General features: G+C 68.5%; 14 protein-coding genes. 7 read left to right on the plus strand and 7 right to left on the minus strand.

Annotation, left to right across the window (positions count from 1 at the left end; all coding sequences use genetic code 11):
- Positions 1–122 precede the first annotated feature (122 nt).
- The gene (locus V7787_RS18700) at positions 123–431 is read right to left on the minus strand and encodes a hypothetical protein (protein ID WP_336089021.1); all 309 of its coding nucleotides are present in this window, start codon (positions 429–431) and stop codon (positions 123–125) included.
- 226 nt (positions 432–657) lie between these two features.
- On the opposite strand from V7787_RS18700, the gene V7787_RS18705 reads away from it, so the two are divergent.
- From V7787_RS18705 to pdxR, 3 genes are all read left to right on the plus strand, one after another.
- Entirely contained in the window at positions 658–897 is a 240-nt protein-coding gene (locus V7787_RS18705) for a hypothetical protein (protein ID WP_336089022.1), read from the plus strand.
- 103 nt (positions 898–1,000) lie between these two features.
- Entirely contained in the window at positions 1,001–1,606 is a 606-nt protein-coding gene (locus V7787_RS18710) for a hypothetical protein (RefSeq protein ID WP_336089023.1), read from the plus strand.
- 12 nt (positions 1,607–1,618) lie between these two features.
- Positions 1,619–3,133: a MocR-like pyridoxine biosynthesis transcription factor PdxR gene (pdxR, locus tag V7787_RS18715; RefSeq protein ID WP_336089024.1), complete on the plus strand. Its 1,515-nt coding sequence runs from the start codon at positions 1,619–1,621 to the stop codon at positions 3,131–3,133.
- Positions 3,134–3,196: 63 nt separating this feature from the next.
- On the opposite strand, the gene V7787_RS18720 is transcribed toward pdxR, so the two are convergent.
- A complete protein-coding gene (locus tag V7787_RS18720; protein WP_336089025.1) occupies positions 3,197–4,873 on the minus strand; it encodes a sensor domain-containing diguanylate cyclase in 1,677 nt (558 codons plus the stop codon).
- 635 nt (positions 4,874–5,508) lie between these two features.
- On the opposite strand from V7787_RS18720, the gene V7787_RS18725 reads away from it, so the two are divergent.
- On the plus strand, positions 5,509–6,381 hold the full coding sequence (locus V7787_RS18725) for an endo alpha-1,4 polygalactosaminidase (RefSeq protein WP_336089026.1): 873 nt from the start codon (positions 5,509–5,511) through the stop codon (positions 6,379–6,381).
- An 84-nt stretch (positions 6,382–6,465) separates the two neighbouring features.
- Here V7787_RS18725 and V7787_RS18730 read toward each other — a convergent pair whose 3' ends face one another.
- The 4 genes from V7787_RS18730 to pcaD form a co-directional block, all read right to left on the minus strand.
- Positions 6,466–6,879, minus strand: a complete 414-nt coding sequence (locus tag V7787_RS18730; protein ID WP_336089027.1) for a VOC family protein — start codon at positions 6,877–6,879, stop codon at positions 6,466–6,468.
- 117 nt (positions 6,880–6,996) lie between these two features.
- The gene (locus V7787_RS18735; protein ID WP_336089078.1) at positions 6,997–8,253 is read right to left on the minus strand and encodes a D-amino acid dehydrogenase; all 1,257 of its coding nucleotides are present in this window, start codon (positions 8,251–8,253) and stop codon (positions 6,997–6,999) included.
- 154 nt (positions 8,254–8,407) lie between these two features.
- Positions 8,408–8,656: a hypothetical protein gene (locus V7787_RS18740; RefSeq protein WP_336089028.1), complete on the minus strand. Its 249-nt coding sequence runs from the start codon at positions 8,654–8,656 to the stop codon at positions 8,408–8,410.
- Positions 8,657–8,789: 133 nt separating this feature from the next.
- Positions 8,790–9,587: a 3-oxoadipate enol-lactonase gene (gene pcaD, locus V7787_RS18745; protein WP_336089029.1), complete on the minus strand. Its 798-nt coding sequence runs from the start codon at positions 9,585–9,587 to the stop codon at positions 8,790–8,792.
- 163 nt (positions 9,588–9,750) lie between these two features.
- Between pcaD and V7787_RS18750 the strand changes: the two genes are divergently transcribed.
- The 3 genes from V7787_RS18750 to V7787_RS18760 all read left to right on the plus strand — a co-directional run bounded on the left by V7787_RS18750 (position 9,751) and on the right by V7787_RS18760 (position 11,827).
- Positions 9,751–10,698 carry a LysR family transcriptional regulator gene (locus tag V7787_RS18750; RefSeq protein WP_336089030.1) on the plus strand — a complete coding sequence of 316 codons (948 nt, stop codon included), beginning with the start codon at positions 9,751–9,753 and terminating at the stop codon, positions 10,696–10,698.
- A gap of 146 nt (positions 10,699–10,844) precedes the next feature.
- Positions 10,845–11,327: an anthrone oxygenase family protein gene (locus V7787_RS18755; RefSeq protein WP_336089031.1), complete on the plus strand. Its 483-nt coding sequence runs from the start codon at positions 10,845–10,847 to the stop codon at positions 11,325–11,327.
- Between the two features lie 29 nt (positions 11,328–11,356).
- On the plus strand, positions 11,357–11,827 hold the full coding sequence (locus V7787_RS18760; protein ID WP_336089032.1) for an SRPBCC family protein: 471 nt from the start codon (positions 11,357–11,359) through the stop codon (positions 11,825–11,827).
- Between the two features lie 44 nt (positions 11,828–11,871).
- Here V7787_RS18760 and V7787_RS18765 read toward each other — a convergent pair whose 3' ends face one another.
- On the minus strand, positions 11,872–12,969 hold the full coding sequence (locus V7787_RS18765; RefSeq protein WP_336089033.1) for a polysaccharide biosynthesis/export family protein: 1,098 nt from the start codon (positions 12,967–12,969) through the stop codon (positions 11,872–11,874).
- Between the last annotated feature and the right edge of the window lie 111 nt (positions 12,970–13,080).

Here is a 13,080-nt window from a genome sequence, read left to right on the forward strand (position 1 = left end):
CCCGCAAAACCGCACGACCTTCCCTACCGTCATTCCGGCGAAATCCGGAACCCATTTTGACTTTGCTCTTAGCGACTCGCGGCAAGCCACTTCTCGCTCGGCGCCAAGCGCCGAGCGAGCCGTCAACGAATTTCGCCCGGCTCCGGTTCAGTCGGCGTCACCAAGCGCAGATGCGGAGCCGAAGAAGTAGGCGCCGCATCGCCGGCCTGCGCCGATGCTTCAGCACCAGGCTCCCCGACCATCGCCTTGCGCACTTCAGCCAACATCGGCAGCAAGTTGTAGAACGAGTTCGCCACCGCCTTGCGCCCTAGCGCGCTGTAGCGGTCGCCCTCGCTCAAGGCGAACCAGGTCGCCGAACGCAGCGCCTGCATGGCCTGCTGGATTTGCGCGTCGTATGCCGGATCGCGCACCGAAATCTCATTCGAGCCCATCGCAACCTCCCGCCGGTTTTGCCGGCCATCTCAGCCTGCTCCAGCCTCGGATCAAAGCCTGCGACAGAGCATGAACCGGACGCGCGGCGCGATTGTCCGTTGTGCTGCCGATCAGTTTCGTCCGGTGCGACGCCGGGGTGGAACGCTGCGCCCAGCCCGACGGCCGACGCGGCGCGAACGCTCGCCGTCACCTTCCACCGATACGAACCAAGGAGGTAACCCGCGCATGAGCGACCTGATCGATCAAGCCCAACACTTCGAACAAATCAACCTCGCCCAATCGCTGCTGGCGCGCGAACAAAGCGCGCAAGCCAGCGTGCGGCCAACACCGGCAGGCTACTGCCTCAATCTGAACTGCTTCGAGCCCTTCGACGGCGAACCCGAACGCCTGTACTGCGGCCCGGCCTGCGCCGAGTCGCACCACCGGCAAATGCTGCGTGATGGGCACCGGCGCCCGCCGCGCTGAGCGGCGCGCCGGCCACTGGCCTGCACGCGCCGCGCTTAATGGCCCTTCCGCGCCCGGCCGCCGCGCGCGCATCGTGCCCGCCAGTCCAGCGCGAGCCGCCCGCATGTCCCGACCCGTCTCCACCGCCCGCCGCCGTTTGCTGATCGATGCCGTCGCCGGCGCCGCGGCGATCGGCCTGTCGCCGCTGGCCGCCGCGTCCACCGCGGCGCCGGCCAAGCAACTGGCAGGCACCGACATCGCCTTGCCGACCGGCGATGTGCGCGATTTCGATTTCTTCGTCGGCGACTGGACCTTCGTCAACAAGCGCCTGAAGCAGCGCTGGGTCGGCAGCGACGAGTGGGATGAATTCCCGGCCTCGCTGCGTTGCGAAAGCCGCATGGGCGGCGTGGTCAACCTCGACGAAGGCGCGTTCCCGACCAAGGGCTGGCAGGGCATGACCGTGCGCGTGTTCAACCTCAAGGAACGGCGCTGGTATCTGTACTGGATCAACAGCACCACCGGCGAATTGTTTCCGCCGGTGGCCGGCGGCTTCGACGGAAACCGCGGCGTCTTCTACGGCGACGACACCGACGAGGGCCGGCCGATCAAAGTGCGCTTCCTGTGGACCCGCATCGACAAGGACCACGCGCGCTGGGAGCAGGCGTTCTCGCTCGACGGCAAGACCTGGGAAACCAATTGGTATATGCAGCACACCCGGGTCGGGGCCTAGTAGCATGGCGGCATGGCCAAACATGCCGGTTCCGTGTTCTGCGTCGACGTCACCGGGCTGGAGCCGGACAGCGGCCAGCCCGCGTACGCGCGCATTTGCGAACGCATCCGCGCCGCCATCGTCAGCGGCGCGCTGGCGCCGAACGCGCGGCTGCCGTCGGGCCGCACCCTGGCCCAGGACCTGGGCGTGGCGCGCAACACCGTGGATTGGGCGCTGGACCAACTGGTCGCCGACGGCTACATCGTCCGTCGCCGCGGCGCCGGCAGTTTCGTCGCCGCGCGCTTGCCCGAACGCGACGCGCCGCCGCTGACGCCCGCGCGCGCCGCCGGGCCGGTCGCCGAGACCGAGCCACCGCGGCTGTCGCGGCGCGCGCAAGCCCTGCGCGCTTATCCGGGGCATTACACCGCCGCTTCGGCGGTTCCGTTCACGCCGTCGCTGCCGCCGATCGCGGCGTTCCCGCGCGCGGTCTGGAACCGCCTGCTGCAACGCGAAGCCGGCAAGCCCGGCGACGAGTATTGGCAATACGGCGCCAGCAACGGCCTGCCGGCCTTGCGCAGCGCGATCGCCGCGCATGCCTCGGCGATGCGCGCGGTGCGCTGCTCGCCCGAGCAGGTGGTGGTGGTCACCAGCACCCAGCAAGCGGTGGAGTTGGCGGCCAAGGTGTTGGCCGATCCCGGCGACGCGGCGTGGTGCGAAACGCCCGGCTATCAACCGGTGCAGCACTGTCTGCGCGCGGCCGGCATGGAGGTGGTGGCGGTGCCGGTGGACGACTCGGGCTTGAACGTCGAGGCCGCGCTCGCACTGAATGCGAGCGCGCGCCTGGCCTACGTGACTCCGGCGCATCAGTACCCGCTCGGCGTGGAGATGTCGCTCCAGCGGCGCAAGGCGCTGCTGGCCTGGGCCCACAGCCACGACGGCTACGTGCTGGAAGACGACTACGACGGCGATTACCGCTACCTCGGCCGGCCGATCGCCTCGTTGCAGGGCATGGACGAACACGGCCGGGTGATCTACATCGGCAGCTTCAACAAGATTCTGTTTCCCGGTTTGCGCATCGCCTACGCGATCGTGCCCGAAGCATTGATCGCCGGCTTCGTCGACGCCAAGCACGCCGCCGACGGCCACACCGCGCTGCTGATGCAGGGCGCGCTCGCCGCCTTCATCCACGAAGGCCATCTGGGCCGGCATTTGCGCAAGACCCGCGCGCTGTACGACGAACGCCGGATCGCCTTTGTCGAGCAAGCCGCCGCGCTCGCCGACCTGCTCGACTTCGGCCCGGCCATCGCCGGCATGCACGTCGCCGGCTTGTTCAAGCGCGAACTCGGCCGGGGCCTGGACGACCGCGCCATCGCCGAAACCTGCGCCCGCGCCGGCATCGTGGTCCACCCGCTCAGCAAGTACGGCGCCAGCGAGCGCAGCGGGCTGGTGTTCGGTTTCGCCGGCGCCACCCGAGCCGACACGCGCGCGGGGCTGGCGATCGTGCGCCGGGCGATCGAAGCGGCGCTGGCGCACGACGCGGCCAATTGATCGCGACGGCCCGCCGGTTTTGTTACCGCTGTCGCGACCGGCGCCGCATCGCCGCCGGCCGATTCAGATCGTCACCTCGCCCACCGCCGCCTGCTGCACCGTGACCCGGTCGCGGCCGCCGGCCTTGCTGGCGTACAGCGCCGCATCGGCGCGTTCCAGCAGTTGTTCGAAGTTCTCGCCCGGACGCAGTTCGGCCACACCGACGCTCAGGCTCAGCGGCAACATCCGCCCGTTCACCGTCAACGGGTTGGCGCTGACGGTGCGGCGCAAATGCTCGGCCACCACCAGCCCTTGGTCCAGGCGCGCACCGGGCAGGCCGACCAGGATTTCGTCGCCGCCGTAACGGCCGCACAGATCGGTCGCGCGCAACCGGGCGCGGGTGCGCTCGGCCACCGTGCGCAGCGCTTCGTCGCCGGCGCTGTGGCCGTGCTCATCGTTGATGCGCTTGAAATGGTCGATATCGAAAAACACCACGGTCAGCGGCCGTTGGTCGCGGTGCGCTTCCAGGATCGCTTGACGCAAGCCCTCCTCGATCGCCGCGCGGGTCATCACGCTGGTCAGGCGATCGTAGGTCGCGCGCTGCTTGGCGTTGTCGCGGTCGCGGCGCAGTTGCTGCAGTTTCGCCGCCAGCCCCAGCAGCAAGCCCAGACCGCCCAGCACCAGCCCGACCGGATAGGCGTATTCGAGCCAGGCATACGCCGGCCACCAGCGTTGATACGCGCCGATCAACACGATCAGCACCGCCGCCAGCGGCGTCCACGCCAGCATCAGGAAATACGCTTCGCGCTGGCGCCGCGCGATCGCCACCGCGCTGGCGTAAACGATCGCGCCGATCACCACCAGCAACACCGCGTTGCCGAAGCTCGCGCTGATCCGCCAGGTCCGGAACACCGACACCGCCAGCAAGCCGCCCAGCAACCAGCTGCACACGTTGAGCAGCTTGGCCACCGGCGGCTGGGTCGCGCGCAGGTCCAGGAAGAACATCAGAAAGCGCACGCTGGCCAGCACCGCCGCGGTATTGAGCACGACGTTGCTGCGCCGGTCGGGCAGGATGTCGGCGAACCACGGGATGATCCGGATTTCGCCGCCCTCCACCGCCAGATTCAGCGTCTGCACCAGCAAGGTCGCGCACAGGAAGGCGTAACCGGGCTCGCGCAAACCGACCCAGAAACCGAACGCGAGCAACGCGATCACCCCGAGCGCGGTCAGTACCACGCTGCGCAGGGCGACGTGGTTCATGTCCTGGCGATGCACGCTGTCCAGCGGCTCGATGCTCAACGCCGAGACGGTCAGATCGGTCGCCAGCACCCGCAGGTAGATCACTTCGCCGCGGCGCAATCCGCCGTCCAGCGGGAACACCAGAAAGCGCGAGGAATGGCCGAAGTCGGCGGCCTTGCCGTGGACCGAACGCCGCACCGGCCGGTCGGCGCCGTTACGCCAGACGCTGACCAGTTTGCGATACGGCTGATCGAGCACCAACTGCGGCGAACCGGCCGCCGGCACGTCCTCGGTCGCGGTCAGCCGCCACCAGTGCGCGCTGCGGTCGAGCACCAGAATGCGGTTGCCGGCCAGCGGCGCGAAGCGGCGTTCGAACGCGCCGGCCAGCACCTGCGCCGGCGCCGGATCGGTGGAAGGGTGCAGTCGGGCCAGGGCGAACGGCTGCGCGGCGACCCAGCCCGCCGCGGTCAAACCCAGCAGGGTCAGCAGGGTCTGCCAAATGAGGCGCCAGGACCGGTCCATTTCCGTAGCCGTTGAACGAAGCCGGCGCGCGCATGGCGCCGCGCCGGAGCGCCCGATCTTACCGTTCGGGGGGCGCTCCCGGGCCGGATCGACATCGGTAATCCGGCCCCGGTGTTCGCGCGCCGTCACAAAACTCCGCACCCGGACCCGGCCGGCGGCGCGGCCGAATTGTATGCAATGGTCAAGTTGCGAAACCCGACAGCTTTCGTTGCAGCGCGGCCGGCGATGCTGCCGCGGTCGGTCCGGCCACAGTGGGCCGGGCCGCGGCGGCCCGTCGAGCAGACTCGGCGCTTGCGCGTTCCGGCGCGGGCGCCGCATCGCGCGCGCGCCGCGCACTCAGGTCGCGCGCGCAGACGCTGGACGCAAGGCAGGAGCCGCTGCGCGCACCGCCCACGCCGATGGCGTGCCGCCTTGCCTCGCTCGACGCGGGTCCGCCGACACCGGCGGAGCGCGCGCGATCCGATCCGCCGCTGGCGCGCGGCGCAACGGCCGCGCGAACGCAACGGCGCAACGCCCCGGCGTGTCCGCACCTCCACTGCCGGCAACGGCGCCGCGCTCGATCGAGTCGCTCTCGATCGACTCGGCCCACACCGACTGGTCCCCCAATCCAACGCCTACTTTTTTCTGGAGACGCAATGAACAAGCTCACGGTAACGGCCCTGGCGCTCGCCCTGGCGATGCTGGCCGCGAACGCGCACGCGCTGTCGCCCGCCACCACCATCGCCCCGACCGCCACCGCCGCCGCCAAGGCCGCCTGGAAGCCGCTGACCCCGGGCACCACCTGGAACTGGCAGCTCGACGGCCGCACCGTCAACGCCAGCGTGCTCGACCGCTCCACCAACCCGAAGAAGATGCTCGACATCGACCTCGACGCCACCCCGGCCACGACCATCGCCCAGCTCAAGGCCAAGGGCATCTACGTGGTCTGCTACACCGAAGTGGGCAGCTACAACAGCCGCCGCGCCGACGAAGCCGAGTTCCGCAAGGTGCCGGGCCTGATCGGCAAGCCGATGGACGGGTTCGAAGACGAAAAGTGGCTCGACGTGCGCCGCACCGACGCGTTGATGCCGATCATGGAAAAACGCCTGGACATCGCCAAGGCCAAGGGCTGCGACGGCGTCGAGCCGGACCTGGACGATTCCTACACCGAGGACACCGGTTTCGAGCTGACCATCGAAGACTCGCTGCACTACCTCGGCCTGCTGGTCGACGCCGCGCACGCGCGCGGGATGTCGATGGGGCTGAAGAACGGGCCGGAAATGGCCGTCTACGCCGCCACCTTCGCCGACTGGGCGCTCAACGAAGAGTGCAACGAGCACGACGAATGCGGCGGCTACAAGGAGTTCATCAAGCGCAACAAGGCGGTGTTCCAGGTCGAGTACCGTTCCAACGGCACCCGGGTGAAGGACTTCTGCCCGCAGGACAACAAGGCCAACTTCGACGGCTTGCTCAAGGACGCCAGCGAAGAGCTGCACGCCCTGCCGCGCGACGCCTGCCGCAACGGCTGAGTTTGCACGGCCATCGGCCGTAACCACGCGACACCGGCCGGCCCCGCGAGGGGCCGGCTTCGCATCCGCGCCGCGACGCGCGGCTCAGGGATCGGGAATCTGCATCGTCACCGACGCCGCCGAACGCTCGGCCGGGCCGTGATACACCGCTTCGATGTTGTTGCCGTCCGGATCGAGCACGAACGCGGCGTAATAGCCCGGGTGGTAGCTGCGCTCGCCCGGCGCGCCGTGATCGCGCCCGCCCGCGGCCAGGGCGGCGCGGTGGAACGCCTGCACGGTCTCGCGGTCGGGCGCCTGAAAGGCCAGATGGGTGCGCGAGAGTTCGCCGTCGGCGCGGTCGACGTACAGCTCATCGATATAGAAATCGTCGGGCCCTTCGACCAGATCCGATTGCAGGCCCAGCGCCGCGGTCACCGCGCGGTAGAAGCGTTTGCTCGCCTCCAGATTGGAGGTGCGCAGTTGAACGTGATCGATCAATCGGCCTCGGTGCAGTTGCATGAGCGTCTCCCGATGGGCGCGGGCGCTGCAGCGGCAGCGCGATCCGTTTTCCCGCCCAGGATGCGGACGCCGACGTTAAGCCTCCGCCGATGCCGCGTTAGCGGTGCGCGAACGCGCTCAGCGCCGATACCGTTCCAGGCCCAAGCCTTCCAGGCTGATCTCGGCCTGGCGCCCGCCGATCAGATCGGCGATCACCCGTCCGGTGCCGGCGGCCATGGTCCAACCCAAGGTGCCGTGGCCGGTGGCCAGGAACAGCTTGCCCAGACCGCTGGCGCCGAGCAGCGGCGTGCCGTCGGGAGTCATCGGCCGCAGGCCGGTCCAGAATTCGGCCTGCGCCGGATCGCCGCCGCGCGGGAACAGATCGGCGACCACATGATTCAAGGTGCGCCGCCGCGATTCGTGCAGGCGACGGTCGTAACCGGCGAGTTCGGCGGTGCCGCCGACGCGGATGCGATCGCCCAGCCGGGTCACCGCGACTTTGTGGGTCTCGTCCATGATCGTCGACTCCGGCGCGTAGCGCGCGTCGCTGATCGGCAAGGTCAACGAGTAACCCTTGACCGGATACACCGGGATGCGGATGCCCAGCGGCGCCAGCAACAGCGGCGAATAGCTGCCCAGCGCGAGCAGGTACGCATCGGCGCGCAGCTCGCCGGCATCGGTGCGTACGCTGCGCAGCTCGCCGCCGTCGCGCTCCAGCCCCTGGATGTCGACACCGAAGCGGAACTTCGCGCCCAGGGCTTGCGCCAGCACCGCGATGTTCTGGGTGAACTTGAAGCAATCGCCGGTTTCGTCGCCCGGCAAGCGCAAGCCGCCGACGAATTTGTGCTTGACCAGATCCAGCGCCGGCTCATGCCGCACATAGCCGGCGCGGTCGAGCAGTTCGAACGCCACCCCGGACTCGCGCAGGATCTCGATGTCCTTGCCGCTGTCGTCGAGCTGACGCTGGGTGCGGAACAACTGCAGGGTGCCCTGCTGGCGCGCGTCGTAGGCGATGCCGGTGTCTTCGCGCAATTCGCGCAGGCAATCGCGGCTGTACTCGGCCAGACGCACCATCCTCGCCTTGTTGATGCGGTAACGCGCGCTGGTGCAGTTGCGCAGCATCGCCAGGCACCAGCGCAACAGCGCCGGGTCCAACTCCGGCCGGATCACCAGCGGCCGGTGCCGCATCAGCAGCCATTTGATCGCCTTCAGCGGCACGCCCGGTCCCGCCCACGGCGCCGAATAGCCGGGCGAGACCTCGCCGGCATTGGCGTAGCTGGTCTCCATCGCCGGCGCCGACTGGCGGTCGATCACTTCGACTTCGTGGCCGGCCTTGGCCAGGTAATACGCAGCGGTGGTTCCGATCACGCCGCTGCCGAGAATCAAGACTTTGATGCCGCTCTCCCGCCGCCGCACAGGCCAGGTCAGGCGCGCCGGGCGCCGCAGTGGCGCAGGCTATCACCGCCGACGGCGGGTTCGAAGTCCGCTGGTCCGCGCGGATGCGCCCTCGGTCTCGCCATCCGCCGCTAGCGCGTCCGGCGTGCGCGATTCAATCGCGAATCTCGAACTGCGGATCCTCATCCAAGGTCCCGTCGGCCAACAGCACCACGAACTTCTGGCCGTCGGCGCGGAACAACACCGGGATCGGGTCCAGGAACATCGGCCGGCGCACGAAGCGCAAGTTCCAGCCGAACAGTTCCAGCGTCGTCAGCGCTTCGAGTTGCTTCGGGGTAAGCCCGGCGCGCAGGCCCGCCGGGTTTACCGACTCGGCGGGTTTGCGGCGTTCGCGATCGGTCATGGCAAGCGCCTGCTGAGAGGTCGAAATCGGCGATCACCATAACGCAGCGCAGCTGAGCGCGACTTGGCTGAGCGCAGTCGCAAACTTTCAGGAGAAGTGCGATGGATGCCGCGATTTTCGGGTACGCGATAGCTCAAGCCGGCAGCAGGAACTCGATCACCGCGCGCTCGAACGCCTCGCCGAACTCCACGTTCGACAAATGCACCACCGGCAAGCTCAGCAACTTCGCGCCCGGAATCGTCGCGGCGATGGCCTCGCTGTGGCTGGCCGCGGTGACGGTGTCGAACTCGCCGGCGATCACCAGGGTCGGCAGCGGAATCAGGGCGATGACCCGGCGCAGGTCCATGTCGCGCACCGCGGCGTAGTTGCCGGCCAGACCGCGCTGCGGGGTCGCCAGCAACATCGCCCGGAACTCGCGCACCGCCGCCGAATCGCCGTGCAGCATCGATTCGGGAAACCAGTTGCGCAGAAACATCTCCGCGGTCTCGCCCATGTCCGGCGCCTGCAGCACCGCGGCGATGCGCTCATCCCATTGGCCGGCCGGGCCGAGATAGGCCGAGGTGTTGCTGAGAATCAGCCGCTCGATCCGCTCGGGCGCATGCACGCCGAGCCATTGCCCGACCATGCCGCCGAGCGACAGGCCGAGAAAGTGCACGCGCTCGATGCCCAGCGCGTCGAGCAGTTCGAGCGCGTCGCGGCCCAGACGGTCGAGCGAATAGGCGCCGTCGGCGACGCCGGAGCCGCCGTGGCCGCGCAGGTCGTAGCGCAGCACCCGGAAATGCCGGGTCAGCGCCGGAATCTGTGCGTCCCACATGTGCAGGCTGGTGCCGATGGAATTGGACAGCATCAACACCGGCTTGGCGGCGTCGCCGTCGAAACGGTAGGCGATGCGGACGCCGTCGCCGGCGAGGGTATGGGACAAAGCGGTCATGGGGGCTTGCTCACGGGGTCGCTTCGGAAGCCGCGACTTGCGCCGATCGCAATGCCTGGCGGGTTCCTGCAACGGCGCTGGCCGTGAAACAAGGCTAGTTGCGGCGGGTCCGGCTTGATATTACAAAGATCGCACAGTCTTTGTAGGCACAGTCGACAATCCCATGAGCGCCTTCACTCTGCACGATTTGCAATGCTTCGACGCGGTGGTGCGCGCCGGCGGCTTCCAGGCCGCCGCGGCCGCCTTGCATCGCTCGCACCCGGCGGTGTTCGCCGCGGTGGCCAAGCTGGAGCGCCAATTGGGCCTGAGTCTGCTCGACCGCAGCGGTTATCGGGTCCAGCCGACCGAGGCCGGGCGTTCGTTTCATCGCCGCGCGCAATCGCTGCTGAGCGAACTCGAGGCGCTGCGCACCCACGCCGAACGGTTGGCGATGGGCGAGGAGAGCGAGCTGCGGGTGGTGATCGGCGATCTGTGCCCGCGCGCGCAGGCGCTGGGCGTGCTGAGCCGGTTCTTCGCCCAATGCCCCGGCACCCGCCTGCATCTGCATTTCGAAGCGGTGGCCGGGCCGTGGGAGCGTTTGTTCGACGGCGAGGCCGATCTGATCCTGCACCGGATCGACAAGAGCGATCCGCGCCTGGAGTGGATCGATCTGTGCGAGGTGCGGATGACCCCGGTGGTCGCCGCCGGATTCCTGCCGTTTCCGATCACCCGCGCGATCCGGCCCGAGCAGATGCGCGGCCTCACCCAATGCGTGATGCGCGACAGCGCGCGCCACTCGCCGCCGCAGGATCACTTCACCGTGGCAGGCGCGCAGCAATGCACCGTCGCCGATCAGCTGATGAAAAAGGACATGATCCTGCACGGCATGGGTTGGGGCCACATGCCGCAGTTCCTGATCGAAGAGGAACTGGGCGACGGCCGCTTGCAGTCCATCGCCGGCCGTTACCTGCCCGGCCGCGCCGAACAACTGGTCGCCGCGCGCCGGCGCGATCGCGCGCACGGGCCGGTCGCGGACCGGTTGTGGGCGTACTTGCAGACCCAGTCGCGTTCGTTCCCAAGCGCTGCCGTCGCGCCTGTCGGCCGCTCGCGGAAAATTACAAAAGCACGCTGATGGCGTGTGCGGGCGGCGATATGATGCGGCCTGGCTGCCGGATCTTCGCCCGGACATCGTGGCGAGCAACCGCCTGCAGACAGCATCGGCAATCGCGGCGCGGCGCACGATGACGGCGCCGCGCGGCCTTTCGGGAGCGCAGGGCGATGACAGAGCAATGGCTGGACCTGGGCATCGCCGTCGCCGCGGCGGCCAGCGGCCTGATGGCCGGATTCTTCTACGCGTTCTCGATCTGCGTGATGCCCGCGCTGGCGCAGCGGCCCGCGGCCGAAGCGGCCGCGGCGATGCAATCGATCAACCGCGTGGTCCTCAACCCGTGGTTCCTGCCGGTGTTCCTGGGAACCGCGCTGTGGACGATCGCCCTGGCCGCGGTCGCGCTGGCCGACGGCTTGAGCGCCGCGTCGCTGTGCATCGGCGCCGGCGCGGCCGCGTATTGCCTGGGGACGTTCGCGGTCACCCTGCGATTCAACGTGCCGATGAACGACGCCCTGGCCGCCGCCTCGACCCAAGACCCGGCGATCGCCGCGCACTGGAGCGCTTACTTGCGCGACTGGACGCGCTGGAATCATGTGCGCAGTTGGGCCGCGCTGCTCGCCACGCTCTGCTTCATCGCCGCCTTGCTGGTCTGACCAGCTTGCTCGCAGCCGACACACACCGCATGAACTTCGAACCAGACGGCGAATTTCCCGAACAAGTCGAAAAGCGCATCCGCATCGACGCGCCGCCCGCGCGGGTGTGGCGCGCGCTGACCGATCCGCACTGCGTGCCGCACTGGATGTCCGATGAGCCGTTCCAGATGAGCACCGACTGGACCGTCGGCGGCCCCATCGTTTTCCGCGGCACCTTGCACGGCAGGCTGCGCTTCACCAACAGCGGCCGGGTGTTGGCGTTCGAACCCGAGCGCGCGCTCGAGTACAGCCACTGGAACTCGCTGTCGCGGCGGGTGCTGCCCGACCTGCCGGAGAACCACGCGATCATCCGCCTGGATCTGCACGCCGACCCGCAAGCCACCGAGGTGCGCCTGACCCTGAGCAACCTGGGCAACTACGCCATCTACGGCCACATCAACTACTACTGGGAACTGTCGCTGGTCGCGCTCAAGCGCTGCTGCGAATCCCAGCCGCGCTGAATCCGGTCCACCGGCGCGCCGCCGGACGGCGCGCCGCGCGGCGATCACTTGTCCAGCAAGTTGTCGGTATTGGCCGCGTTGTTGATGATGTTGGAGAACGGCAGCAACTGGTTGACGAAGCGGTTCCAGCGGGTCACCCCGGCCGGGCCGACGAACACCACATCGCCCGCCTGCACCGAGAACTGGCTGGCCAGCGCGTAAGACGCCGGCGACTTGGCGTTGAGATGGAACACCGTGGCCGGTTGCTTCTTCATGTCCTCCACGCCGCGGATCACGTACACCGCCTCGCCCTTGGCGGTGAGCGGATTGAGCCCGCCGGCGCGGCCCAGCGCCTGGGTCAGCGACATGTCGGTGGTCTTGAAGGTCAGCGCCTGCGGGCGCACCACCTCGCCGACCACATAGACTTCCTTGCGGTCGTTGTACGGCATGTACAGATGGTCGCCGGCCTTGAGGTAAATATCGTTGGCCACCGACTCGCCGCGATTGAGCCCGTCCAGATCCAGGCGGTATTGGCGGCCGCCGCGGGTCAGCACGAATCCGGCCAGGTCGGCGCGGATCGGGTCGACCGTCGCCGCGCCGATCGCCTGGGCCAGGGTCAACGGCACGGCGGTGATCGACTGGCGCTCGGTTTTCACGAACGCGCCTTGCAAGGTCACCCGCTGGCTGCCGTACTCGATGATGCTCAGATCGACCTGCGGACTTTCGACAAAGCGCGAAATCTTGTCGGTCAGCAGCGTGCGCAATTCTTCGATGGTCAGGCCTTCGGCGCGGACCACACCGACATAGGGATAGAACAGGGTGCCGTCCGGACGCACCAGGCGCCCGTTGGCCGCGGCTTGCTGCTGAGTGCCGGCCGGCGAAGTCAGTTCGGGATGATCCCAGATGGTGATGTACAAGGTGTCGCCGCGGCCGATCCGATAAGCCTCGGGCTGGTACGCCATCAACTCGGCCGGCACCGTGGTCACCGAGCGATGCTCGCCGGCGAGGTATTGCGGGGTGATCGAGACCATCTGGATGTGGCCGTCGTCGGCCACGCCGCTGCGCACGAATTGGCTCGGCGAGATGTATTGGCCCGGCGCAAGCATGCAGCCGGTGAGTCCGACGATGGCAGCGACGGCCAGCGCGCGCGAAATCTTGCTCATGATGGATCGTCTCTAAATCGCGAACGCGGGTGAGGCGGAACAACCGGGCATCGACGCCGCAATCCTGGGCGGCGAGACGATCGGAACCAACGACGGATCGCGAACGGCATG

The organism is Pseudomonas sp. CGJS7, from assembly GCF_036961695.1.

Bases quoted from the DNA above. Each gene is read 5' to 3' on its own strand.
- V7787_RS18700 (WP_336089021.1), bottom strand. From the start codon at position 431: ATGGGCTCGAATGAGATTTCGGTGCGCGATCCGGCATACGACGCGCAA.
- V7787_RS18705 (WP_336089022.1), top strand. From the start codon at position 658: ATGAGCGACCTGATCGATCAAGCCCAACACTTCGAACAAATCAACCTC.
- V7787_RS18710 (WP_336089023.1), top strand. From the start codon at position 1,001: ATGTCCCGACCCGTCTCCACCGCCCGCCGCCGTTTGCTGATCGATGCC.
- pdxR (WP_336089024.1), top strand. From the start codon at position 1,619: ATGGCCAAACATGCCGGTTCCGTGTTCTGCGTCGACGTCACCGGGCTG.
- V7787_RS18720 (WP_336089025.1), bottom strand. From the start codon at position 4,873: ATGGACCGGTCCTGGCGCCTCATTTGGCAGACCCTGCTGACCCTGCTG.
- V7787_RS18725 (WP_336089026.1), top strand. From the start codon at position 5,509: ATGAACAAGCTCACGGTAACGGCCCTGGCGCTCGCCCTGGCGATGCTG.
- V7787_RS18730 (WP_336089027.1), bottom strand. From the start codon at position 6,879: ATGCAACTGCACCGAGGCCGATTGATCGATCACGTTCAACTGCGCACC.
- V7787_RS18740 (WP_336089028.1), bottom strand. From the start codon at position 8,656: ATGACCGATCGCGAACGCCGCAAACCCGCCGAGTCGGTAAACCCGGCG.
- pcaD (WP_336089029.1), bottom strand. From the start codon at position 9,587: ATGACCGCTTTGTCCCATACCCTCGCCGGCGACGGCGTCCGCATCGCC.
- V7787_RS18750 (WP_336089030.1), top strand. From the start codon at position 9,751: ATGAGCGCCTTCACTCTGCACGATTTGCAATGCTTCGACGCGGTGGTG.
- V7787_RS18755 (WP_336089031.1), top strand. From the start codon at position 10,845: ATGACAGAGCAATGGCTGGACCTGGGCATCGCCGTCGCCGCGGCGGCC.
- V7787_RS18760 (WP_336089032.1), top strand. From the start codon at position 11,357: ATGAACTTCGAACCAGACGGCGAATTTCCCGAACAAGTCGAAAAGCGC.
- V7787_RS18765 (WP_336089033.1), bottom strand. From the start codon at position 12,969: ATGAGCAAGATTTCGCGCGCGCTGGCCGTCGCTGCCATCGTCGGACTC.